22 protein-coding genes are annotated in these 21,700 nt (G+C 48.9%); 13 read left to right on the plus strand and 9 right to left on the minus strand.

What is annotated here, in order from left to right; genetic code table 11:
• Positions 1-140: 140 nt before the first annotated feature.
• Genes VIS94_03315 through miaA form a run of 5 tightly spaced genes read right to left on the minus strand, consistent with a single transcriptional unit; the run spans position 141 to position 4,909 of the window.
• Positions 141-1,154 (minus strand): metallophosphoesterase, encoded by a 1,014-nt coding sequence (locus VIS94_03315; protein HEY9160099.1) that lies wholly within the window; start codon positions 1,152-1,154, stop codon positions 141-143.
• Positions 1,155-2,618 carry an Rne/Rng family ribonuclease gene (locus VIS94_03320; protein HEY9160100.1) on the minus strand — a complete coding sequence of 488 codons (1,464 nt, stop codon included), beginning with the start codon at positions 2,616-2,618 and terminating at the stop codon, positions 1,155-1,157.
• Positions 2,615-3,232 carry an L-threonylcarbamoyladenylate synthase gene (locus tag VIS94_03325; GenBank protein HEY9160101.1) on the minus strand — a complete coding sequence of 206 codons (618 nt, stop codon included), beginning with the start codon at positions 3,230-3,232 and terminating at the stop codon, positions 2,615-2,617. Before VIS94_03325 ends, VIS94_03320 begins: the two co-directional genes overlap by 4 nt.
• Before the next feature lie 4 nt (positions 3,233-3,236).
• Positions 3,237-3,983 (minus strand): ATP-binding protein, encoded by a 747-nt coding sequence (locus tag VIS94_03330; GenBank protein ID HEY9160102.1) that lies wholly within the window; start codon positions 3,981-3,983, stop codon positions 3,237-3,239.
• Positions 3,980-4,909 (minus strand): tRNA (adenosine(37)-N6)-dimethylallyltransferase MiaA, encoded by a 930-nt coding sequence (gene miaA, locus VIS94_03335; protein HEY9160103.1) that lies wholly within the window; start codon positions 4,907-4,909, stop codon positions 3,980-3,982. Before miaA ends, VIS94_03330 begins: the two co-directional genes overlap by 4 nt.
• Positions 4,910-5,034: 125 nt before the next feature.
• Here miaA and VIS94_03340 point away from each other — a divergent pair, with 125 nt between their 5' ends.
• From VIS94_03340 to VIS94_03355, 4 genes are all read left to right on the plus strand, one after another.
• Entirely contained in the window at positions 5,035-5,937 is a 903-nt protein-coding gene (locus tag VIS94_03340; GenBank protein HEY9160104.1) for an RNA pseudouridine synthase, read from the plus strand.
• 29 nt (positions 5,938-5,966) lie between these two features.
• Entirely contained in the window at positions 5,967-6,305 is a 339-nt protein-coding gene (locus tag VIS94_03345) for a nitrous oxide-stimulated promoter family protein (GenBank protein ID HEY9160105.1), read from the plus strand.
• Positions 6,306-6,422: 117 nt separating this feature from the next.
• Positions 6,423-7,832, plus strand: coding sequence for an amidase (locus VIS94_03350; GenBank protein HEY9160106.1), 1,410 nt, complete (start codon positions 6,423-6,425; stop codon positions 7,830-7,832).
• Between the two features lie 42 nt (positions 7,833-7,874).
• On the plus strand, positions 7,875-9,263 hold the full coding sequence (locus tag VIS94_03355) for a glycoside hydrolase family 88 protein (protein ID HEY9160107.1): 1,389 nt from the start codon (positions 7,875-7,877) through the stop codon (positions 9,261-9,263).
• Between the two features lie 181 nt (positions 9,264-9,444).
• Here VIS94_03355 and VIS94_03360 read toward each other — a convergent pair whose 3' ends face one another.
• From VIS94_03360 to VIS94_03375, 4 genes are read right to left on the minus strand one after another with little or no spacing between them, the layout of a single operon-like run.
• A complete protein-coding gene (locus VIS94_03360) occupies positions 9,445-10,272 on the minus strand; it encodes an SDR family NAD(P)-dependent oxidoreductase (protein ID HEY9160108.1) in 828 nt (275 codons plus the stop codon).
• A gap of 55 nt (positions 10,273-10,327) precedes the next feature.
• Positions 10,328-11,719, minus strand: coding sequence for an ATP-binding protein (locus VIS94_03365; protein HEY9160109.1), 1,392 nt, complete (start codon positions 11,717-11,719; stop codon positions 10,328-10,330).
• Positions 11,712-12,380: a response regulator transcription factor gene (locus VIS94_03370; protein ID HEY9160110.1), complete on the minus strand. Its 669-nt coding sequence runs from the start codon at positions 12,378-12,380 to the stop codon at positions 11,712-11,714. The genes VIS94_03365 and VIS94_03370 overlap by 8 nt, the downstream gene beginning before the upstream one ends.
• A 3-nt stretch (positions 12,381-12,383) precedes the next feature.
• The gene (locus tag VIS94_03375) at positions 12,384-13,952 is read right to left on the minus strand and encodes a glycosyltransferase family 39 protein (protein ID HEY9160111.1); all 1,569 of its coding nucleotides are present in this window, start codon (positions 13,950-13,952) and stop codon (positions 12,384-12,386) included.
• Between the two features lie 77 nt (positions 13,953-14,029).
• Here VIS94_03375 and VIS94_03380 point away from each other — a divergent pair, with 77 nt between their 5' ends.
• The 9 genes from VIS94_03380 (at position 14,030) to VIS94_03420 (ending at position 21,697) form a co-directional block, all read left to right on the plus strand.
• On the plus strand, positions 14,030-15,115 hold the full coding sequence (locus VIS94_03380; protein ID HEY9160112.1) for an FAD-dependent monooxygenase: 1,086 nt from the start codon (positions 14,030-14,032) through the stop codon (positions 15,113-15,115).
• Positions 15,116-15,181: 66 nt separating this feature from the next.
• On the plus strand, positions 15,182-16,174 hold the full coding sequence (locus VIS94_03385; GenBank protein HEY9160113.1) for an alpha/beta hydrolase: 993 nt from the start codon (positions 15,182-15,184) through the stop codon (positions 16,172-16,174).
• A gap of 18 nt (positions 16,175-16,192) precedes the next feature.
• Positions 16,193-16,951, plus strand: a complete 759-nt coding sequence (locus VIS94_03390; GenBank protein HEY9160114.1) for an SDR family oxidoreductase — start codon at positions 16,193-16,195, stop codon at positions 16,949-16,951.
• A gap of 2 nt (positions 16,952-16,953) precedes the next feature.
• Complete coding sequence (locus tag VIS94_03395) at positions 16,954-17,718, plus strand: acyl-CoA dehydratase activase (protein ID HEY9160115.1); 765 nt, start codon at positions 16,954-16,956, stop codon at positions 17,716-17,718.
• A gap of 32 nt (positions 17,719-17,750) precedes the next feature.
• Positions 17,751-18,257, plus strand: coding sequence for a rhodanese-like domain-containing protein (locus VIS94_03400; protein ID HEY9160116.1), 507 nt, complete (start codon positions 17,751-17,753; stop codon positions 18,255-18,257).
• Complete coding sequence (locus VIS94_03405; protein HEY9160117.1) at positions 18,254-18,697, plus strand: MauE/DoxX family redox-associated membrane protein; 444 nt, start codon at positions 18,254-18,256, stop codon at positions 18,695-18,697. The genes VIS94_03400 and VIS94_03405 overlap by 4 nt, the downstream gene beginning before the upstream one ends.
• Before the next feature lie 51 nt (positions 18,698-18,748).
• Positions 18,749-19,939 (plus strand): (Fe-S)-binding protein, encoded by a 1,191-nt coding sequence (locus VIS94_03410; GenBank protein ID HEY9160118.1) that lies wholly within the window; start codon positions 18,749-18,751, stop codon positions 19,937-19,939.
• A gap of 6 nt (positions 19,940-19,945) precedes the next feature.
• Complete coding sequence (locus VIS94_03415) at positions 19,946-20,839, plus strand: DUF169 domain-containing protein (GenBank protein HEY9160119.1); 894 nt, start codon at positions 19,946-19,948, stop codon at positions 20,837-20,839.
• A gap of 3 nt (positions 20,840-20,842) precedes the next feature.
• Positions 20,843-21,697 (plus strand): 4Fe-4S binding protein, encoded by an 855-nt coding sequence (locus VIS94_03420; protein ID HEY9160120.1) that lies wholly within the window; start codon positions 20,843-20,845, stop codon positions 21,695-21,697.
• Positions 21,698-21,700: the final 3 nt, after the last annotated feature.

The raw sequence follows: 21,700 nt of genomic DNA on the forward strand, positions 1-21,700 counted from the left end.
CGGTTGTTCTCTGGAAATCGTATTTGCAATTTTCGGGATATTGCTTTGAGACATCTCTACGTCTGACCAAGTGCTCCATAAACCCGCAAAATGCGACTCCCCAAAATCAATCAGGGCAACAGGCCGTAAAGGCCTGACACCTATTGTTTGACGTTCGTGACCTTTATTTTTCTGCCGGCAGTGTTTACTTCAACTATGTTTATGTTATTTCCACTGGAACTTCCGTCACCGGTTGCCCCGGTTTCATAAACCCTGACGCTGCCCAGAGTATCATAGGCCCACACGTGTCCGTGGCCTACAAATATGGCGAGAATCTTATCCTGATTATCTTCGACAACGTTATAAAACTCATCACCATTTTCAATAAGGAATGAGGGCAAGGCAAAATATATAATAAACTGATTATCCGTGACAGGAGGATGGTGAATAAATATGATGGCAGGTTCAGGGTTGGCCAGTTCGGCCCTGAGCCATGCGATCTGACCAGCATCGAAACTGCCTGTACAGCCCATTTCTACTGTACATGTGGGGCATACATCATTATATGCGTCACCTCGGTTGGAGTTAGCAAAAACCATGCGGACGCCTTTATTCACAATCGAGTAATAGGGCTCCATACCCAGAACCTTTTTCCATACGGCTTCAATGGCATCACGATTTTGCGAAGAAACTCCCTCGTGAAGTACAGGGTCATAGCTTTTCTGATAATCGTGATTGCCAAAAGTGCTGTAAACAGGCATCGAGAGCGTGTCTATCATACTCTTATATCTTTCCGCAGTCGTATCCATGCCGATGCCGTAATCGTCCGGGTTTTCCGAAAACAGGCAGCCGACCATATCGCCGGTCACAGCCACGAAATCGGCTGTGCTGAAATCGGTATTGATGCGATTGATGATGTGAGCCAGATTGTCAAGATTGCGCTGTGCATTGTAGTCAATACTGTCAGCATTTCCGGGCAGCCGGACATGCGTATCGGAGATTACCAGAAACCTGAAGTCTGCATTGAAATCATCTTGTGGAGAGTCTGACTTGCCGCCTCCACATGAAATAAAAAGGCCGACTGTCATAATCAGCCAGGCAGTAAGAATCAGCCTGAATACGCCAGCCGTTCTGCAGAAAACATCAGAAGATGAAATAATAAAGCGGTTTGACAATTAATCTGCCCCCGGTATTTCGATTGTCACCTCATCAGGCTTTACGGCATTACTGTCCATCACCATGATCTCGGCGGAATAATCCTGCTCGAGTTTTACAAGGTGGCTGCGGTATTTATTGAGCAGAGACAGGGCAACGTCCCTCGGGAGGGTCACTCTTATCTTCTGCTGCCTGTTGCGGTCAAGAAAGAGGTGGATTTCTCTGAGCGCCATAAGTGCGGAAGAATCATCCGAGCGGACTATGCCATGCCCGCAGCATGATGGGCACACGACATGGCTTTTTTCGAGTATGGGGGGCGAAAGCCTTTCTCTGGACATTTCGAGGATACCAAACTGGGAAATGCGTCCGAGCCTTGAGTGGGCCCGGTCATTTTTGAGTGATTCCTTGAGTGTTTTCTCTACCTTTTTTATGCTCTCCTTGGATCTCATATCGATGAAATCAATAACTATTAATCCGCCCAGATCTCTAAGAATGAGCTGCCTTGCAATTTCTTGTGCAGCTTCGAGATTTGCATTGAGAGCTGTCTCCTCCATGTCTTTGCCGTTGCTGGCCTGACCTGAATTCACGTCGATGGACACGAGGGCTTCCGTCGGGTCGATCACTATATGTCCGCCGCTTTTTAATTTGACTTTGCGGCTATAGACACCTGTAAGCTGTTTTTCAAGTTCGTATTTCGTGAACAGAGGCCTGGAATCACGGTAAAGCTTCAATATGTTCTTGTAACGGGGCATAACGCTTTTCATGAAGGATACCGCCTTCTTGTAAGTCGCTTCATCGTCGATAAGGACTTCCTTCATGTCTATGCTGAAATAATCGCGGATGGATCTGATTACTACGTCGTCTTCGGAATATATAAGGGCCGGCGACGTCGCACTGGCATAGTCGTCCTCGATTTTCTTCCAGAGCTTGAGGACATAGTTAAGGTCACGCTGCAGCTCGATCTTTGAGCGGTCCATGCCTGCGGTTCTCACGATAACCCCCGTGTCTTTAGGCGGGTTAAGCTGCTTCACTATTTCTTTCAGCCGGTTTCTCTGCTCGTCGTCTTCGATTTTGCGGGAGATGCCGGACGAATCTTGCCCGGGCAGCAGCACCATATACCTTCCGGCAAGCGAGATGTTCATAGTAAGGAGCGCGCCTTTTGCAGACTTTTCATCGCGCACTACCTGAACAGGAATATCCATGCCGTTTTTAATCTGGCTGGAAAGGCTCTTTCCGGGATCGGAATCAGGCACGAACATAAGGTTCATATCGTGCATGGGGAGAAAGCCGTTCTTGTCACGGCCTATTTCAACAAAAACCGCATTGAGCCCTTTCTCGATCCGGGATATCTTCCCCCTGTAAATATTGCCCTTTATCTGCTCCTTCATCGTGCTTTCGATGAAGATTTCCCTTAATATCCCGTCTTCAACCACGGCCACCCTGATCTCTTCGGGATGGACTGCGTTTATAAGCATTTTTTTCATATCACTTCCTGTAATATATAATCGGTAGTTCCCCTGCCTTGCCTTAATATTTCTATTTCACCGTTTTCAAGGCTTATAACGGTGGAAGGATCATCCGGCAGTATTCCGCTGTCGATGATAAGGTCGACCACGTGCCCGAGACTGTCTTCAATCTCAATGGGATCGACATGGCGGCCAACTGTTCCAATCGGGATGCTGGTTGTGACAACCGGCTCGCCAAGTTCAGTAATCAGCATCTCGCAGAACCAGTGGTCGGGTATCCTTATGCCTATTGTCTTTCTGTTGGACTGCATTATTCTGGGCACCAGCTTGGTCGACGGTAGAATGACGGTGTACGGCCCGGGAAGAAGCTTTCTTATGAGCCTGAAGGCGTTGTTGTCGACATGGGCGTACATGCTGATATCTTTTAAATCGGCGAGCATGATGCTTCTGGGCTTGTCAGGGCCTTTTTTTACCTCGTTGATCTTGTCGATCCCTTTCTTGTTCGAGAGTCTGCACCCGATTCCATAGACGGTATCGGTAGGATAAACGATTATGCCGTCCTCTTTGAGCACCTCAACAGCGCGTTTAACCGCCCTTGGCTTGGGTATGTACGGTTCAATCTCGATACGCATTAAATCAATCCCTGATACAAAGCCCTTTCATGTCAACGTTGGACAGTGAAGCAAAGATGGAATATCTCAGGTTGGGTATGTCCTTTTCCATTTTCCTTATATAATCTTTTACCAACCGCCTTTTGCCGTCTTTTCTCATGATGCATTCGTTTGTTACATGCTTAACATCCAGGAAAGAAAAGTAGGATGCGATCATTTCTTCCGTGCAATAGGCCAATGGTCTTATTATCCTGTTCTTTCCGTCATCCGAAACTCTGGAAGGGCTCATCGCACCTATCTGCCCTGTAAAAAAGCATCTTAGCAGAAAAGTCTCCACAATGTCATCCAAATGATGTCCCAGAGCAATGGATGTCGCGCCTGTCCTTGACGCATGGGTATAGAGGACGCCCCGTCTCAGTCTCGAGCATAATGCGCACGGGCTTTTTTCAGGGTCTGATGAACCGGCGAGTATTGCGGATATGCCGCTATTGATTATGTCAATTTTAAGCCCCAGTTCAGATTCGGACCAGGATGAAACGGCATCGAATCCTTTTTCATAGCCTGTGCTTACATGGACAGGCCAGAACTCGAAATCAACGGGCGCCGCCTTTTGCAACAGATGGAGGATTTTAAGGAGCACGATTGAATCCTTGCCGCCCGAGATCGCGACCATCACCTTATCGCCGTCTTTAATCATGGAGTAATCGCTTATCGCACGGCCCGCATTCTTTCTGATGGCCTTCTCGAAGTATTTTATTCCCTGCTCTTTCATGATGAGAGCCTTTTGTCGATAAGTTTTTCCATGCCCTTAAAGGCGTTCTCGACAGAACAAAATATATCAGTGCCGTAATGCCCCCTGTTCCAGGTCATCTGGCGTTTTGCATAGTGGCGGGTGTCGCGCTGCACAAGTAAGATTGCCTCATCGAGCGGCAGGCCGTCAAGCAGGTGCGCCACAAGGTGCTTGTAGCCCAGAGCCTGCATCGATTTAAGTGTCGGTGAATAACCTTTTTCGAGCAGCTTCTTTGTTTCATCCACAAGCCCCATTCCGATCATATCTATGACGCGAAGGTTGATCCGTTCATAAAGAACATCACGCTCCATTGAGATGCAGAAAACCCTGGCGTCGATTTTCGGCTCCCTGAAACCGTGACCATCATGCATTGCAGACGGTTTCTCGCCGGTGAGCAGTATCATTTCCATATAGCGGATTATGCGGGAGGCGTCTGATGGACTTATCTTGGAGGCTATGTCTGGGTCATGCTGGTTAAGGATCTCCCATGCCTTTTGCGGGCCGTTTGCCCGTATAAAGTCTCTTAAATTTTCTCTGATCTCTTCAGAGCGGGTAGGGCCCTCGCTGAGGCCGAATATGAGCGCCTTTATATACAGGCCTGTTCCGCCTGCAACTATCGGTATATGTCCGCGCAATTCGATTTCGGAGGCGATCCTCAGAGCGTCTTTTCTGAATGCTCCTGCATTGTATTCCTCGTCAGGGTTCATGATGTCGATAAGGTGGTGCGGCAGAATCTTCTGCTCTTCCGGTGTAGGCTTTGCTGTCGCTATGTCCATGCCGCGATAAATCTGCATGGAGTCGGCAGAGATTATCTCGATAGGATATTTTTCGGCCAGCTTAAGAATGATGCCGGTCTTTCCGGAGGCCGTAGGCCCTGTCAGTATGATGAGCGGGTTTGTTTTGTTCACAGAACTTTTCTTACAACAATAAACTTCAATAGCATAGTGGGTTTGGAATATGGCTTTCAAATCCGGTTCAAGCCTGATAGAGACTTTTTTTATCAAGGGTTCAAGGGTCAGGGCGCAAAAAATTGATGAAGAAACCATTCAAGACAAAACGCGGCGAGGAAAAGCAGACGATATTAAAGGTGGCCGCACCCACCGATCTGATTACATTCCTTACAGCTTGCTTGCCTGATAAAAGCCGCAAGGCGATCCTCTCTATGCTCACACACAAGCAAATCAGCGTGGATCACAGGATTACCACGCAATACAACCATCCCCTGAACACAGGGCAGCAGGTGATTGTAAACTGGAACAAGGTCCTGCAGGGTTCCCGTCAGAAGGGACTGAAAAACGTATTTGAAGACGCCTGTATAGTTGTCGTTGAAAAGCCTTACGGCCTCCTTTCCATTGCAACGGATAAGGAAAAGGACAGGACCGTCTACAGGATTCTGAGCGATCAGGCGAAAAAAATCCACCCCAAGAACCTCATATTTATCGTGCACCGCCTTGACCGTGATGTCTCTGGGCTGATGGTGTTCGCCAAGAAAAAGGACATCCAGCAGAGGCTTCAGGAGGCATGGGACAAGGACGTGATTGAAAGGAAATACGTTGCTGTCGTCGAAGGCGTTGTAAAAGAAGACCGGGGAACGATTACCTCATGGCTAAAGGAAAACAAGGCACGCATAATGTATTCAAGCGATATCCCCGATGACGGGCAGAAGGCCGTCACGCATTACCGGGTGCTTAAAAGGGCCAAAAACTTAACACTTATCGAAGTGAGCCTTGAAACCGGCCGCAAGAACCAGATACGCGTGCACATGAAGGATATCGGCCACAGTATAGTGGGCGATGTCAAATACGGTGCGCACAGAAAGGACCTGGGCCGTCTGGGACTGCACGCTTTTGTGCTTGCCTTCCGTCATCCGGTGACAGGCGAGAACCTGCGTTTCGAAACCCGTATCCCTGACAGCTTTTTAAGCCTTTTCAAGTAGAGACTCATAAATATGATTCAGGCAGGAAGATGAAAGCGCAGGCTAGATCTTCAAGGGAAAAGAAAACGCTCAGAATAATGGTCGGGATGTACTGCCGTGCAACTCACGGGCAAACTGACTGTCTATGCGCGGATTGCACCCAGCTCTTTTATTATGTATCGGACAGGATCGAGAAATGCCCTTTTCATGAAAAAAAGCCTGCATGCGGCAAATGTCCGGTACATTGCTATAAGCCTGACATGAGAGAGAAGATTCGTTCGGTCATGCGCTATTCAGGCCCGAAAATGCTGCTTTCGCACCCTGTTCATGGAATAATGCACATCATCGACGGCTTCATATATAAGGCGGATAAGGGCAGTAAAAAATAATAGTCATTTACGCCGCATAAATAAACCGGCTGCCAGAAGTGTAAATTGTAATGTCCTTAAAGCTGCATAATGATATACTTGTTCAATTAATCAATAAAATCAGGGGGGGGGTATGTTATGGCTGCACAGAGAGTCCATTCCTTTACGGATGATGTACTGGCCGATCACGACGCAACCGGTATTGCCGCACTTATAAGAGAGCGTAAGATCAGCGCTGAAGAGGCAGCTTTAGCCGCCATTGCCCGCGCTCGAAAGGTCAACGGCGAACTAGACGCCATCGAGGTCGAGGCATATGAGCGCGCACTTGCCGAATCACGCATACCGAAATCAGGAATATTTGCAGGCGTCCCCACCTTTATAAAGGATAACGTCGATGTCATCGGCATGCCCACACGGCATGGTTCCAGGGCAACTTCAGCGAAACCTGCACGCAGGAACGATCCCTTTGTCTCACAGTTCATGCAGCTGGGTTTTACCGTGCTCGGAAAATCGAGGCTGCCCGAATTCGGTTTCAATGCCACCACTGAATGCAGCGGCCGCAGCCCTGCGCACAACCCGTGGAATACTGCGTATTCAACCGGGGGTTCCTCAGGCGGATCAGCGGCCCTGGTCGCATCCGGTGTCGTGCCTGTCGCTCACGGTAATGACGGAGGAGGTTCCATCCGCATCCCGTCATCGTGCAACGGTCTCATAGGCATGAAGCCTACCCGCGGACGTTTTATATTCAGTGCAATGGCAAGCACTCTGCCCGTAAAAATTGTAGGGGATGGATTATTGACCCGCTCTGTGCGGGATACCGCTAGGTTTTATCATGGTATGGAGCAGATATGGCGCAATAAGAAATTGGCGCCGGTCGGAGAAGTTACGGGACCCGGGAGAAAGCGCCTCAGAATAGGGCTTGTCGTGGATTCCATCACCGGCATTCCCACCTGTCCTGAAACCCGTAAAGTCATCAATGACACAGCATACCTGATGGAGAGCCTCGGGCATCGCGTGGATCCAATGAAGGTTCCGGTTGATAAGGTTTTTATAGAGGATTTCACTCTGTACTGGGGTTTCCTGGCTTTTTCGATCAGCACATTCGGGCGTCTGATATTGTCCTTTGATTTTGACGCATCAAAACTGGAACCATTCAGCCGCGGTCTGGCGCAATATTTTCGAAAGCGCATGATGAAGACGCCTGGCATGCTGTACCGTTTGAGCCATGGTGCAGCAGATTATGACGCTGCGCTTGCCGGGTATGACGCTGTTTTATCACCGGTGCTCGCACATGCAGTGGCCGAACTCGGATACCTGCATCCCGATGTCGAATTCGACGAGCTGTTCAGACGTCTTATCGGCTATGTATCGTTCACACCGGTAAATAACGCATCAGGCTCGCCCGCCATCACTCTGCCAATGGGCGCGAGTGCCAATGGCGTACCCATTGGGGTACAGTTCATGGCCGCAAACGGGCAGGAACGCACCCTGCTTGAAATCGCATATGAAATCGAGGAGGCCCGTCCCTGGCGGAAAATTACAGGGTGATGGGATTTGTGGTTATCCATCTGATTATTCAGGAGGAGAGCAATGATTAAAACGGCACCAGAAAGATACTTGATGACATTTATCTGCCCATTATGCCTCATTATGGTGTTAACGGTTTCATGTATTAAAAGCAGACCGGAAATCATTTCACCAGCAAAAAACGCCCTTGTTTACGGAGACTCGGTAAAAGTAATCGTAAAAAACCCGGGTGAGCCCGATTTCAGAATCATGCTTGATGATATTGAATACAGCCCATCCTGGCTGAAAGAAGTCTGGCCGGGCAGATGGATGACAGAACTTGAAATTGAGAGGAAAGGCGATCACAGGATTGTCATAAAAAAAGGCTCAAAAGAGCTCTCTGAGGTAACGTTTTGCAATTCCCTTTCAATTCAGGAAATAACAGATAAGGTGATCAACTCGTATGTTTCAGGCAACGCGCCTGAAACCCTCAAATGGGACTGGGCGCCTGCGGTTCTTTTATATGCGCTCATGAAATACGCGCCATATTCAGCGGATGAGAAAGGATGCATTGATTATGTAAGGGCATATCATAAAAACTGGCTTGAAAAGGGACTTCCGGAAATAAACTGGGCGGATGAATGCCCGCCGGCCCTTTCAGCCCTTATGCTCGATCAATTTTACGGCGATGATTTCGCCATGCCCGCTGTACTCGATGTTGCTGCCTATATTAGAGAGACGCCCAGGAATGCGCTCGGCAGCCTTGATCATCTCGGCTCAAGCGCATTTTCCATAATTTATCCCGATTCAATCTGGGTGGATTCGCTTATGATGTGGGCTCTCTTTTCTGTTCAATATGGTCTTTATTCTAACGACAGCGGGCTCGAAAATTTCGGTCTTGAGCAGCCTTTTATTTTTTCAGAAAAGCTTAAGGATCCTGAAACCGGATTGTTCCATCATGCCTGGAATATAAAAACAGGTTCGCTTATCCCGAAAGAGAACGCATTCTGGCTCAGGGGAAACGCCTGGGTAATGGTTTCCGTTCTGGAGATGATTTGCGAGGCAGGTGAAAACCATGAAAAGTACTCTGAGCTGTGCGGCATGTTTAAAGAACTTGCAGAGAGCGCGCGGACTTACAGGCAGCCTTCCGGCTACTGGGACACCGTAATGGCAGATCCCGGATTCGCCTATGAAGAAAGCTCAGGCTCGGCGCTCATTGCATACGCTTATGCCAAAGGCCACAGACTGGGTCTTCTTGACGAAACTTATCTGTACTCAGCTCAAGATACATTCTCATCGATCACGGCCAGGCTGAAAAAAAGCGATGAGGGTTATCTGGTTACAGATGTGTCTTCAGGAACCATCCCGTCAACAAAACTTGGATATAAACTCGTCCCGGTATCGGACAATATTCCTTATGGTGTCGGAGCATATCTGATGCTTGCAACCGAAATGATACTTTCAGGATATTAGAAAGAAAAGAGCTGATAAGCTATTAAGCTGTTGAGCTGATAATCAAAATCAAATCCCATAAAATATGTTTTTTATAATCAACATATCTGTGAGCTTCCCAATAGACAGATGAATCACTCTCTGGTTGAAAGAAGAGAGTTATCCTGTTAAGTAAGGCAGCGCCGGGATGGTCAAAAGGCTATCAGTTGGTGTTGCAGTACTCCGGCTCCAGTCTGCGCGCCAGCTTATAAAAGCATGCTGGACACCATCTATGGATTAAGATGGCAAGCCGCTCCGGAAATCCACCCACATAAATCAGGGGTGATTTTTTCTCAAGGCGTTTGACTACATGTTTTGCCATTTTATCCGGCGGCATGCCTTTAAGGCATGCTTCGGAATGCTCTCCGAAAATGTGCCCTTTGCCATTCAAACTGTTCACCGTAATATTGGTGCGGATAAACCCCGGGGTGATCATTGATACGGTGATGCCTTTCGGGCTTTCCGCGCGCAGGGCATCATAGAATCCATGCAGTCCATGTTTTGCCGCGGAATAGGCCGAACTGCATTTGTCGCTCAAGACCCCGTTTACGCTGCTTACGCAAACGATATGCCCCGTTCCCTTCTTTTCCATCAAAGGCAACACCTTAAGGGTTATGGCGATATTTCCGAAGAAATTAACTTCCATAACTTTTTGGTAAATCGATAATGGCGTGTTTCTCACCCAATCCTTGTAATCGATGCCTGCATTATTGATCAGAACATCTATCCCGCCGCATCGGGCCATGACCTTGGCGACCTTTTCATCAACGGTATCGAACTGGGTAATATCAAGAGGGAGCACCATGGCGTTCTCCGGGTACTTTAATTCACTTTTGACTTTATTCAAGACAGCTTCTCTTCTTGCAGACAAGACGACATAAGCGCCCCTGGCATTGTATTCTCTGGCCAAGGCCTCACCGATGCCCGAAGATGCACCCGTTATCCAGACGACTTTTTTATTCAGCATGACGTTTTTCTCCTCTACAGTCATTTTATACTCCTTTTCAGATACCACCTGGTTTTTCCGAGGCTCAGCATTCGGGTCGCTATATCGGGAGGCTCAGACAGAAGGTGCTTCCGTCTGATGAGGTCTTGACGCTCACATCCCCGCCGTGGGCCTTGGCGATCGCCATGACCAGGCTCAGGCCGAGGCCGCTTCCCGGTGTGGACCGGCTGAGGTCGCCACGGTAGAAGCGTTCGAATATATGAGACATATCCTTTTCGGATATTCCAGGTCCGGTATCGGTTACTGAAATTGCCATCCTGCCATCTGCAGATCGTGCGCTTACGCATATCTCACCGCCAGAAGGCGTATATTTGACCGCATTATCGATCAGGTTGGCGACAGCCCTCTGGATCATGGCCTTGTCAGCTGAAATGCAGGGGAGTGTGTCAGGATTAAGCAGGACAAGAATGATCCCCCTGTCCTGGGCAAGCGCACCGTAAATATCAACAATATCGCCGAGAATCTCATTGATATCCACCTCTTCGGTGTCAAGCCCCGTCAACCCGGCATCTGTCCGTGCTATATCGAGCATGGTGTTTATCATCGAGACCATCCTGTCGCATTCCTCGATCACGTTGCCTGCCATATCCCTGTATTCGGTAAGATTCTGCGAGCCTGTAAGGGTCGTTTCTGCAATTCCCCTGATTCTTGTAAGAGGGCTTTTAAGGTCATGAGCTATGTTGTCCGTTACGGCCCTCATATCGTTTATAAGGGCCTCAATGCGCTCGAGCATATCATTGAAGGCCGTTGCAAGTTCAGCTATCTCACGGCCTTCATTCCCCACGGGAACCCTTCTTGAAAGCCCTTCTGTCCCGATGATCCCTGCCGTCTTTGTTACTCGTTCGACCCCGCGCATCGCCTTTTTTGCAACGAACCATGCAGCTAGGGCTCCTATCATGAGAATCAGCGAGAAAGCGGTTGAGAATATCTCCCTGAAATCTTCCATGACCTCGTCATTGTCTCTCACCGTTCTTCCTGCTGCGATGAATGAGCCGTCCTTCAAATGCCTGATGATTACCCTGACCTTGTGTTTTCGTTCTTCAACCTTGAGTGTGGTAAAATTTTCTTCGTTCTTCATGCCTTTTGCTTTTTTTGACAAGGCCTCTGCAGCCCCTTTCCATGGATTCATGTCAGTTTTCAGAACGGGATCGGCCTTATTATCCAGAAGCATAACGAACATCCTGTCAACGCCCTCGTATTTTGTCTGCCTGTTGATTTCCTCGTTAAACAGAGGTCTGTTCCCCGATTCGTAAAGGAGCCCCAGGTCGGACGCCTGTTTTCTTAAAAGCTCGTCAAGCCTTGCCTGAAGGTTGGATGCGAGCCCTATGTAAAGAACGCCGAATGCCGCGGCTGAGACAACGACGAAGGCTGCGACATAGGAAAGGGCGATTTTCAGGGCAACGCCCGATATTATGGAAGGCTTTCTACTCAATCATGTACCCCGCGCCGCGGATTGTCTGGATAAGCTTGTGTTCGTGGTCTCGGTCGATCTTGTCCCTCAAGTGGCATATCCTTGCCTCGACAACGTTTGTCTGGGGGTCAAAATTATAATTCCAGACATTTTCAATGATCATTGTCTTTGAAATGACCCTGCCCTTGTTTCTGACAAGGTATTCAAGCAGTGCGAATTCTTTTGTCTGAAGTTCTATCTCAACCCCCGCCCTGAAGACCTTTCTTTTTATAAGGTCAAGAGTCAGGTCTGATATGCTGAGCGTTGTAGGTTCCGCGGATGTCGAAGCACGCCTGAGAACAGCCTGAAGTCTTGCAAGAAGTTCGGAAAATGCGAAAGGTTTTGGAATATAGTCATCACCACCCGCCTGAAGTCCTTTTATGCGGTCCTCGGTCGAACCCTTTGCGCTTAAAAAAATGACCGGGGTCGTGTTTCTGTCAGCCCGCAGACGTTTCACCACGGATATTCCGTCGAGCAGCGGCAGCATTATATCAACTACCGCCGCATCATAAGATGCCGTCTGCGCCATGAAAAGGCCGGTTTCTCCGTCAGGCGCATGGTCCGCCAGATATCCGGCCTGCGTGAGGCCTTTGATTATGAATGATGCTGTTTTCACATCATCTTCAATTACAAGGACTTTCATTCTTTATTTCACCGTTTTTACAGGGGATTCGGGAATGATATAAGCAAGTCTTGCGTTTTTTCTACCTATTCGCTTGTCCAGCACCACATCGACCTTATACAGCTTCCTGATTTTCCGCGTTATGTCTTCTTTGCGGCTGTCGGCCCAGATATAATATCCTTCTTCGGTAATATGATCGGGTTTCGGAACGTTCCTGAAATGCCTGCCGGTTATCATTGGCATCACGCCTTCAAACACCTCGTCATCAGCAAGCAGGATTATTTCGTTGCCATGAGAAACGCTGAGGGCTTTTTCAGCAAACGGCAGAAAATCCTCCCCGGGCTGTCTGTATATGTAGAAAACAAACATGGCCGAGGCCATCACCATGCAGACCGAAATGCACAGAGCGAGGTTGGACATCTTCAGTCCGCTGAACCTGTATATGTATACAAGGCTGCCGATGGATATTATACCCATGATTATTCCCCAGAAAGGCACACCCATGAATAATCCTGCAAGCGGAACCAGTGCTGCGGCTGCAGTAAGGGCCCATGTGATCTTTATCATGAGTTCCTCCCATTTTTTCTGTGGCGGAGACGACAGCCATGAAGCGATCATACAGGCTATTGCAGGACCGAGTGGCGCCAGATAAAGCCCTCTTTTTGCCGATGAAGCCGAAAGCAGCAGCAGCGGTCCTATAAACCAGGGGAGATAGCTGTCGTTTCTGAAATTCTTAAATGATGCAATGAAAGCGGGTATTCCAACAAGCGTCCATGGGATCATCTCGGAGGGTATTTTGGGCAGATAATAGAAAGTTCCGTGCATATGTCCGAGAGCAGCACCTTCAGGCGCGCCTGTAAAACGCATGATGTTGTTTACGACTATCACTTCCCTTACGAATGACCACCCTCCGCTGTTATAGAGAAGGGCGGTCCATGCACCGATGGGCAGAAGGAAGAATATGAGCGCGATATGGGGTTTCGATCTGATGATAAGCTTGAAATCACGTTTTATGATGATATCCACAAGGATGGCGGATGCTATCATTGCCGGCCCAACAAAGCCCTTTGCCATGAATGCCGCTGCCGCACCGGTGCCCAGAAGCATGGAATCAGTCCATTTCCCCTCGCGGGTTATTCTGAACCACGCTATCATGGAAAGCGCCACACCGAACACGAGGGCAATGTCGACGATTATCCAGCGCGATTGATCGAAAAACTGCCAGAGGGTGGAAAGCACGAGGCAGGCCATAGCTGCGGTAATATCCGATGTCCTTTTCCTTATGCCGAAGAAGATTGTAACCAGGGTAAGGATTGAAAAGAATGTTGAAGCAAGTCTGAAAGGCAAATCGTCGGTGGTGCCGAAAATTTTCCCGAATGAAGCCGCGACCCAGTAATAAAGCGGGGGTTTTTCGAGGAATGGGACACCGTTGAGCCTGGGGACGACAAAATCACCGGTTCTGGCCATCTCTGAACATATGCCTGCCATATAAGGCTCGTCGGGACGCCATATGCCGTGATTTATTCCGGGCAGAAGTATAAACACCAGTGCCCCGAGGATGAAATACCAGGTTTTTTTGTCGATCTTTTCCATAAAACATTCTCCAAGTTAGACTGAAATTAACATATAATAAATTGACAAGGCAAATTGCATATTGGTAATCTTGGCGGATGAATAATAATTATAAAGCCATTGTCATCGGTGCAGGCCCTGCAGGACTGGGAGCGGCGCTTGCCCTTTCCCGTGCGGGAATTGAAGTGGATATTTATGAGAGACAGAAGGAAATCGGCCTTCAGAGAAGGGGAGAGACCATACGATTCAGCCCTGAAATGGAGGCCCTGCTCGGAAAAGGTTTTTTCGAATCGCAGACGATCCACAAAATAAACAAACGCCGCTACTATTCCCATTCGGGCAAAAAGCTGGTTGACCGGACGATATCCGAATATAACCTGATCATCGACTGGCAGTGTTTCATCAGGGCCATTGCAGCAGTGGTTGAGAAATCCGGGGCAAGGATTAATACCGGGACCGCTGTTGAAGGTATCGTGATTGAAAAGGGAAGGGCCAGGATGGTGAGGCTTTCCGGAAGGGATTGTCCGGCTGATCTTGTATATTCCTGCGGCGGCATAGACGATCTTTCTTCAATCCTTGCCGGAATTGACCGCTCCAGACTGGACAGGCCCGCCGCAAAATGGATTCTTAAAAACTATGGCGGCCCTGAAGACAGGCTGGAGTATCATTTCCATGCGGAAGACGGCAGGCTTGCAGTCGGCTGCATATTTCCCAGAGGCAAGGGGGAAGCGGAAATAATCATCCTGAGCCTGTCGAACAACTGGCTGCCCGAACTTGAAGAATTCTCCTCTTTCCACAAAATCTTCTCCGAGAGGATAAATGGCGCCACAGTCGAATACAGCCTGCGTACATCGATCCCGATGGGCGGGATGATAACCGAATGCATGCCTGCGAAAGGCCTTTTTACGGCAGGAGATGCACTGGGCCATGTACAGGCGAGAGGAGGCAGCGGCATCAGGACGTCTTTCCTGATATCGAATGCATGCGGTGTTGCCGGGGCTAATGCCCTAAGATATGGAAACTGGGACAGGGTCCCGGAGATAATCAGAAAAAATTCTCATATGAAATCGCTAAGAATACATAACTTGATTTTTTCGGAATTAAGAATGCTTATGTTCAGGCCGGCTGCAACCGAGCAGGGGATGGATATCCTCTGGCCGGCTATTTCAGCGGCACTCCGCTGATGCGGTATAAAACCGGTTATGCCTTATCTGTTGCAGGATGATTTAACTTCTTTAAAGGGGGATAAAATGAAAGGCAGATTTTCAGTCATATTTGTCATGCTGATCGTTTCATCGATTCTAAGCGGGTGCGGGATTTTCATAAAAAATATACCGAAGGGTGAAATCGCAATCCCATGCCCGAACGGCGAAGACCACATGATAAAGGTCGGCGGTATTAATTTTCATTATACTGAATACCCTGCTGCGGGCCAGAAAGTGCTTATGGTACATGGATTCGGTTCGTCGACTTATTCATGGGAGAAAACGGCCCCTGTTCTTCAGGCAAAAGGAATGCACGTCTATGCAATCGATATGAAAGGGTTCGGCTGGTCTGACAAACCCAGGGCGTCCCGTGATGTCAAATATGATCCGGTTACGCTTATGGAGGAAGTTAGAGCCTGCATGGATGCCATGGAACTCCGGAATGTGATCTATGTCGGCAACTCACTGGGCGGTGCCGTGGGGATTCTCATGGCGATGGAGCATCCCGAATACATCAACAGCATGGTGCTTCTGGACCCGGCAGGCTATCCCCAGAAAAAGCCTCTTATCATACGTCTGGGGGCGGTGCCCGGGGCAGTCTGCTCGATAAAGACGCTGTTCGGTAAATGGGTGGTGAAATGGAACCTGAAGGAAGTATTCTACAACAAGGACTGGGTGAGCCGGGATCAGATAGACAATTATTATGCAAGGCTTATAACTGAGGGTGCGATTGACGCTCAGGCATCAATAATAACGCAGCTTGATTTCGATTATTTCAAACCATACCTCAAGCGCATTCCTTCAATCGGACAGAAAACCCTGCTCGTATGGGGAAAGGAAGATGAATGGATTCCGCTCAACGTGGGCTATCAGTACAGGCACGACCTTCCGAATGCAAACCTAACAATAATTCAGCATTGCGGGCATACGCCACAGGAGGAACTGCCGAATGTAACAGCCAGTCTGATACTTGATTTTATTGATGAAAAGATAACAAAAGATATGACGATCGGACCATATTCAAAAGAAAACAGATAACAGCAGGGAGAGAAAGTTATGAATTACGGACTTGAAGATAAGGTTGTTCTTGTTACAGGAGGAAGCCGTGGCATTGGGCTCGAGATGGCGAAGACCCTGCTCGGCCAGGGAGCAAAAGTTGCGATTTGTGGAAGGAAAAAAGAAGGCCTCGACGCGGCAGCGGCTCTTCTTAATGGGGGCGAACGGCTCATTCAAATTCAGGCCCATATAGCGCAGGAAGCCGACGTCGAAAGGATGTTCGATGAAATCACCGCATGGTCTGGCGGCCGCCTTGACATACTCATAAACAATGTCGGAATGAACCTTCTGACCGCATCGATTGCAGATACCGAACCAGCGGTCTGGCAGAAGATAATCGATTCGAACCTGGGCGGCACGTTTCTGGTTTCCCGCAAGGCTGCAAAAATAATGAAGCCTCAGAATAAGGGCTCTATCGTCACAATCACATCCGTTGCAGGCAGAAAGGCCTCTCCGGGCATGGGGATTTACGGAACGGCAAAGGCGGCGATAGAGATGCTTACAAAGGTGCTGGCAAGCGAACTGGCCCAGTACGGTATAAGGGTCAACGCCGTTGCGCCTGCCATGGTCAGGACCGATTTTTCAAAACCCTTCTGGTCTAATGCCGACATACTGGCCCAGATCACTAAAGGCATTCCCATGGGCCGCATAGCCGAACCCTCGGAAGTGGTGCATCCCGTGCTTTTCCTGGCCTCGGACGGTGCCAGCTTTATAACAGGCCAGACCCTTGTCGTCGACGGGGGCACCACGGCAATTTGACCATGATAACGCTCGGTATCGACATAGGCTCCATAACGGCAAAGGCGGCCATTCTGAAGGACGGTAAGGTCATCGCCACAATGGTCTCTTTTACGGGCTACAACGCCACACAGGCCGGAAAAAGGATATATGATGATATCCTCGATGAAGCAGGAATAAAGCCGGGGTCAGTGAGCAGAGTGGTGGCAACGGGCTACGGAAGAAATTCCATTGATTTCGCGGACAAGGCCGTTACCGAGATAATATGCCATGCAACAGGGGCGCATTTTCTCAATCCTGAAGTCCGCTCTGTCGTCGATATAGGAGGGCAGGACAGCAAGGCGATCGTGCTCGACGCAGGCGGCAAGGTCAAGGATTTTGCCATGAATGACAAGTGCGCAGCCGGGACAGGCAGGTTTCTGGAAGTGATGGCCAGGGCACTGGAGGTCGATCTCGACAAGTTCGGCGAAACGTCTCTGAGGGCTCAAAGCCCGTCGCATATAAGCAGCCTATGTACGGTATTCGCCGAAAGCGAGGTAATATCACTGATAGCAAAAGGGGAGACCCGCGAAAACATAATAGCGGGCATTCATGAATCGGTCGCCTCACGCGTCGCTGCACTTGCAAACAGGGTTGGAGTGAAGAAGCCTATCATGATGACAGGAGGCGTTGCAAAGAACATAGGCATTGTAAAGGCGCTTGAAGCGAAGCTTGGACCAATGGAGGTGTTCACGGAAGCACAGGTGAACGGGGCGATAGGTGCTGCAATAATCGCTTCGAGGATTTAAGTTTTAAAAAATATCAACCGAATGAGTTAAGAATGAATAAGCTTGGAAGGATATTCACAAAAGGCATGTTGCAGACCATTATAATAATAGTGGCCGGCATCGTAATAGGCCTTACAGTAAACGCTATGCGTCCTGACAAGGTTGAACTGACCGGTGAAGGTAAAACGCAGGCCGGACAGTCCGAGTCTCAGATAAAACCTGTTGCCGTACCTGTTGTGAAGATCACCGTCTGGGAAGGATTCAAGGCTTTCCGCTCAGGCAAGGCATTGTTCATCGATGCAAGAAGCGAATATGACTACAACCTGGGGCATATCCCTAATGCCATCAACATACATCCCGGCAAAGGCGACAAATCTGTCAAAGAGAACGAGAAAGACAAATCAAGGCTTATTATCACCTATTGCATCGGTATTGACTGCCCCCTTGCCGAGGAGCTTGCAAAGGAGCTCATGGCAGATGGTTTTACAAATGTCAGGGAAATGCCTGAAGGCTGGGAAGCCTGGAACATGTCAGGCTATCCTGTGGAGTCAGGCAGATGAACATAAAAAGGCTTGTCTATATCCTGGCAAGGCTCTTAATCGGCGGCATGTTCATATATACCGGCTTCATTCATTTTTCGGAACCGGCAGCCTTTGCAAAGGCGATCGATGCATACCGGATCCTCCCGAACGGGTTTCTCGTGAATCTGGCCGCTGCATCCATGCCGCCAATCGAGATCATAGCCGGATTTTTTGTCGTAAGCGGGATATTCATCGAGGGCGGTTCCCTCGCTATCTCTGGCATGCTCCTTATATTTGCGGCCGCCCTTTGTGCAAGCCTCGTACGCGGGCTTGACATTTCATGCGGGTGCTTTACAACAGACCCCGCCGCAGCAAAGATTACCTGGTGGTATCTGCTGAGGGATATCGGGCTTCTGCTGGTATCAGCCGGCATCTTTATTTACCCTGCAATATTTTCGGATAAGAACCAGGCCGGATAATATAAGTGTGAGATTGAGCCGGGATATCCCCGGCAATTTTCGGAGGTTAAATTGTCAGGTGTAATCAAAGGGTTCAGGGAGGTTTTAGGCTGGGACAGATGCATTGAATGCGGCGAATGCCTTGTAAACTGCCGGTATATGAAACTCTCGAGGCTGGATGCGATAAAGGACATCAAAAAGATAAACCTCGGACTTCATAAAGAATCGATCGCTGCAAGGAAATGCATGAGCTGCTATGCCTGCAACGCATTCTGCCCGAACGACGCGCATCCATATGAAAGAATCCACTACTTCTGGAATGAACGGTATGAAAGGGAAGGTCTTCCTGCAAGGACCAGTTATCTGATGCCCGGAAGATTGCCCAATTTCAGGCAGAGCCTCGCATACACAGAATCTGAAAAGGCCCTTCAGAAAAAATGGTCGATTGAACAGCCACCTGCAAAGACCTGCCTTTATCCGGGCTGCAACCTTCTCTCAATGCCTCTTCTTGCCGAAGGCGCCATATTTGAAGAGCTTCCGGTATGGGGAAGGTGGGACCTTTGCTGCGGAGAGATGTTCTTCAGGATGGGAGCACTCGAGCCGGTCGGAAAGACTGCGGAGTATCTTACCGGATTTTACAGGGGAAAGGATATCGAAGAACTCGTATTTATATGTCCCGCCGGGTACAACATGTTTTCAAATGTGCTGCCGGAGCAGTTCGGTGCCAGTTTTGATTTCAAAAAGACATTCTTTACGGACTGGTTCATAGACAGGATCGAAGACGGGACCTTTAAAATCAGAAAAAAACTCTCAGGCACGGTTGTGATGCATGATTCCTGCCATGCCAGGGTGCTCGGGAAAGATTTCATGCAGAACCAGCGCAGGCTGCTAGAGATGCTGGGGCTTACGGTTGTTGAGACTGAGCAAAATCACGAGCACGGTCTTTGCTGCGGCGTGGCCGCAGGCTGCAACAGCTTCAGTCTTGTCGACCTGGCCATATGCGGCCTCAAAGGTCTGTCAGCGCTGGATAAGTCTGATGCGGATGAAGCTGCAATATACTGCACCGGCTGTCTTCTTACCCTGGGTATATTCAGGCTGACAAACCCTTTCGGCAAGACCCTCAGGCATATTATCGAATATGCAAGAGAGGCGCTTGGCGAAAATGTTAAAAGGTCTAATACGAAAAAGGCTTTACAGATGGCCCTCGGGATCGGCATTAACGCCCTGCCGAAATATCTCGACCCGAGACGCTTTAAAATGTGAGGGTATATGAAGGAAGAGCGTCTGATGAAACTCGAACTGCCTCCCATAGGAATCAAGCTGCTTGATGATAAACTTTATGAAGAGTTCAAGGAAACGGTTATTTTTTCAGGGGTCTCATACTGTCAGGGTATATTCGGTGCGACCTTCGGCATGGAACTTATATTGAATTCCGGCTCGATAAAAATATGCAAATGGTCGCCTGTTGTGCTCGGGTTCAAAGAGCCGGCAAATGATTTTGAAAAGACGATCGAACCTCACCTTGAACATCTTTCCATAAAGGGCATATACATGGCGCCGCTTCACCTTTTCAAGAAAGGCGTAACACCTGACGGCGTGATCATAAGGACGAATCCGGAGAACTACAGAAGGATAATAGAACTGCTCGGCTGGGAGAGCTTCATCGACCCTGAAAAGTACAAGCAGGACCAGACGTCTCTCAATACATTCAGGATGAAACCTCCCACAGGCCTGTCCGCAATTTCGATCAAATATATCAACCGCACGCTTTCACTGCTCAACAGGTTCACTCTCTGGCACAGGTTCACCACGTTCATATTCAGGAGTGATTTTATAACGAAAATCTTCGATAAGTTCATCACGCGCTACATGGCCAACATGAGCATGTGCAGGAACAGTTTTGTAATACCATGGCAGAACGGAAAGGCAAACATCAGCTACTACTGCACGGGCGGAGTGGCATGGGGAAAGAACGAACCGGATGACATGACCTCGGGCTTCCCGTATGAGACATACCTCAAGCTTGAACCTCATCTCGACTATCCGGGAAAACTGCCTGACGACCCGAGGCTGAACAGGCTTGATAAGGTCAGAAAGCGTCTTCTTGAAGCTGCAAAGGCCAAAGGCTATACGATGGCGCCGTCCTACGGTAAAGAGGCATAGGTCATGGAATTCAAACCTTTCTCAAACGAAGACAATCCGTTAAGGCGATTTCTGCTCTTTGTATTCGCCAGATATATCGAGATTCCGCTCCTGCTGCTTTGCTATCAGCTTCTGCGCGGTAAATGGAAAAGGGTGGGGCAGATAGGCTGGTTTAAAAAAATTGCAGGGATAGCCCTGGCAAGGCCTTTCGGATATCTTGGAGATTCTGCCAGACCCATTCCTTATGACGAGCTTATAAAGCTTATCGACGCGCAGGACGGTCCGATTGCGGTAGGCCCTTGCAGGTGCAGGATAGGACACAAGGCGTGCAGCCATCCCATGGAAACAGATATGGTCTTCAGGACAGGATATTACGCGTGGATGAAGGCGTTCCCGAAAGACTACCGGCAGATATCAAAGGAAGAGGCCAGGGCGATAATCAGGTCCTGCCATGAAAAGAAGATGTTTCACATGGTCTTTATCCATTGTCCGGTGAACCTGTACAATGAATACGCCATCTGCAACTGCTGCATATGCGGGTGCGTGCCCTACATAATCAACCGTGAGCTTGGTCAGCTCGATTACCCGCTTATCGACGGTTTTTTTACGGCTCAAACCGACAGGGAGAAATGCAAGGACTGTTCTAAGTGCATAGAGATATGCCCGTTTGAGGCCAGAAAACTCGTGGACGGGAAAAGTCTCACTGCTGAAAACTGCTTCGGATGCGGACTCTGCATATACGAATGCCCTGAAAAGGCGATTTCGATGAAGAAGCTGAGGGAACCGATCCTGGAAAGAGACCCGGCTGGCAATGCCCCTTCAGGCTACAGACCTCGGTTATATAAACAGCATGAGGATTATTCGGAAAAGCTGAAATAACGA

Source organism: Desulfomonilia bacterium, assembly GCA_036567785.1.
GTDB lineage: Bacteria > Desulfobacterota > Desulfomonilia > UBA1062 > UBA1062 > DATCTV01.

Coding starts and splice junctions, on each gene's coding strand:
- VIS94_03345 (HEY9160105.1), top strand. CDS start 5,967: ATGAAAGCGCAGGCTAGATCTTCAAGGGAAAAGAAAACGCTCAGAATA.
- VIS94_03380 (HEY9160112.1), top strand. CDS start 14,030: ATGAATAATAATTATAAAGCCATTGTCATCGGTGCAGGCCCTGCAGGA.
- VIS94_03340 (HEY9160104.1), top strand. CDS start 5,035: ATGAAGAAACCATTCAAGACAAAACGCGGCGAGGAAAAGCAGACGATA.
- VIS94_03355 (HEY9160107.1), top strand. CDS start 7,875: ATGATTAAAACGGCACCAGAAAGATACTTGATGACATTTATCTGCCCA.
- VIS94_03420 (HEY9160120.1), top strand. CDS start 20,843: ATGGAATTCAAACCTTTCTCAAACGAAGACAATCCGTTAAGGCGATTT.
- VIS94_03370 (HEY9160110.1), bottom strand. CDS start 12,380: ATGAAAGTCCTTGTAATTGAAGATGATGTGAAAACAGCATCATTCATA.
- VIS94_03390 (HEY9160114.1), top strand. CDS start 16,193: ATGAATTACGGACTTGAAGATAAGGTTGTTCTTGTTACAGGAGGAAGC.
- VIS94_03405 (HEY9160117.1), top strand. CDS start 18,254: ATGAACATAAAAAGGCTTGTCTATATCCTGGCAAGGCTCTTAATCGGC.
- VIS94_03395 (HEY9160115.1), top strand. CDS start 16,954: ATGATAACGCTCGGTATCGACATAGGCTCCATAACGGCAAAGGCGGCC.
- VIS94_03400 (HEY9160116.1), top strand. CDS start 17,751: ATGAATAAGCTTGGAAGGATATTCACAAAAGGCATGTTGCAGACCATT.
- VIS94_03375 (HEY9160111.1), bottom strand. CDS start 13,952: ATGGAAAAGATCGACAAAAAAACCTGGTATTTCATCCTCGGGGCACTG.
- VIS94_03330 (HEY9160102.1), bottom strand. CDS start 3,983: ATGAAAGAGCAGGGAATAAAATACTTCGAGAAGGCCATCAGAAAGAAT.
- VIS94_03415 (HEY9160119.1), top strand. CDS start 19,946: ATGAAGGAAGAGCGTCTGATGAAACTCGAACTGCCTCCCATAGGAATC.
- VIS94_03320 (HEY9160100.1), bottom strand. CDS start 2,618: ATGAAAAAAATGCTTATAAACGCAGTCCATCCCGAAGAGATCAGGGTG.
- VIS94_03360 (HEY9160108.1), bottom strand. CDS start 10,272: ATGACTGTAGAGGAGAAAAACGTCATGCTGAATAAAAAAGTCGTCTGG.
- VIS94_03350 (HEY9160106.1), top strand. CDS start 6,423: ATGGCTGCACAGAGAGTCCATTCCTTTACGGATGATGTACTGGCCGAT.
- VIS94_03385 (HEY9160113.1), top strand. CDS start 15,182: ATGAAAGGCAGATTTTCAGTCATATTTGTCATGCTGATCGTTTCATCG.
- VIS94_03325 (HEY9160101.1), bottom strand. CDS start 3,232: ATGCGTATCGAGATTGAACCGTACATACCCAAGCCAAGGGCGGTTAAA.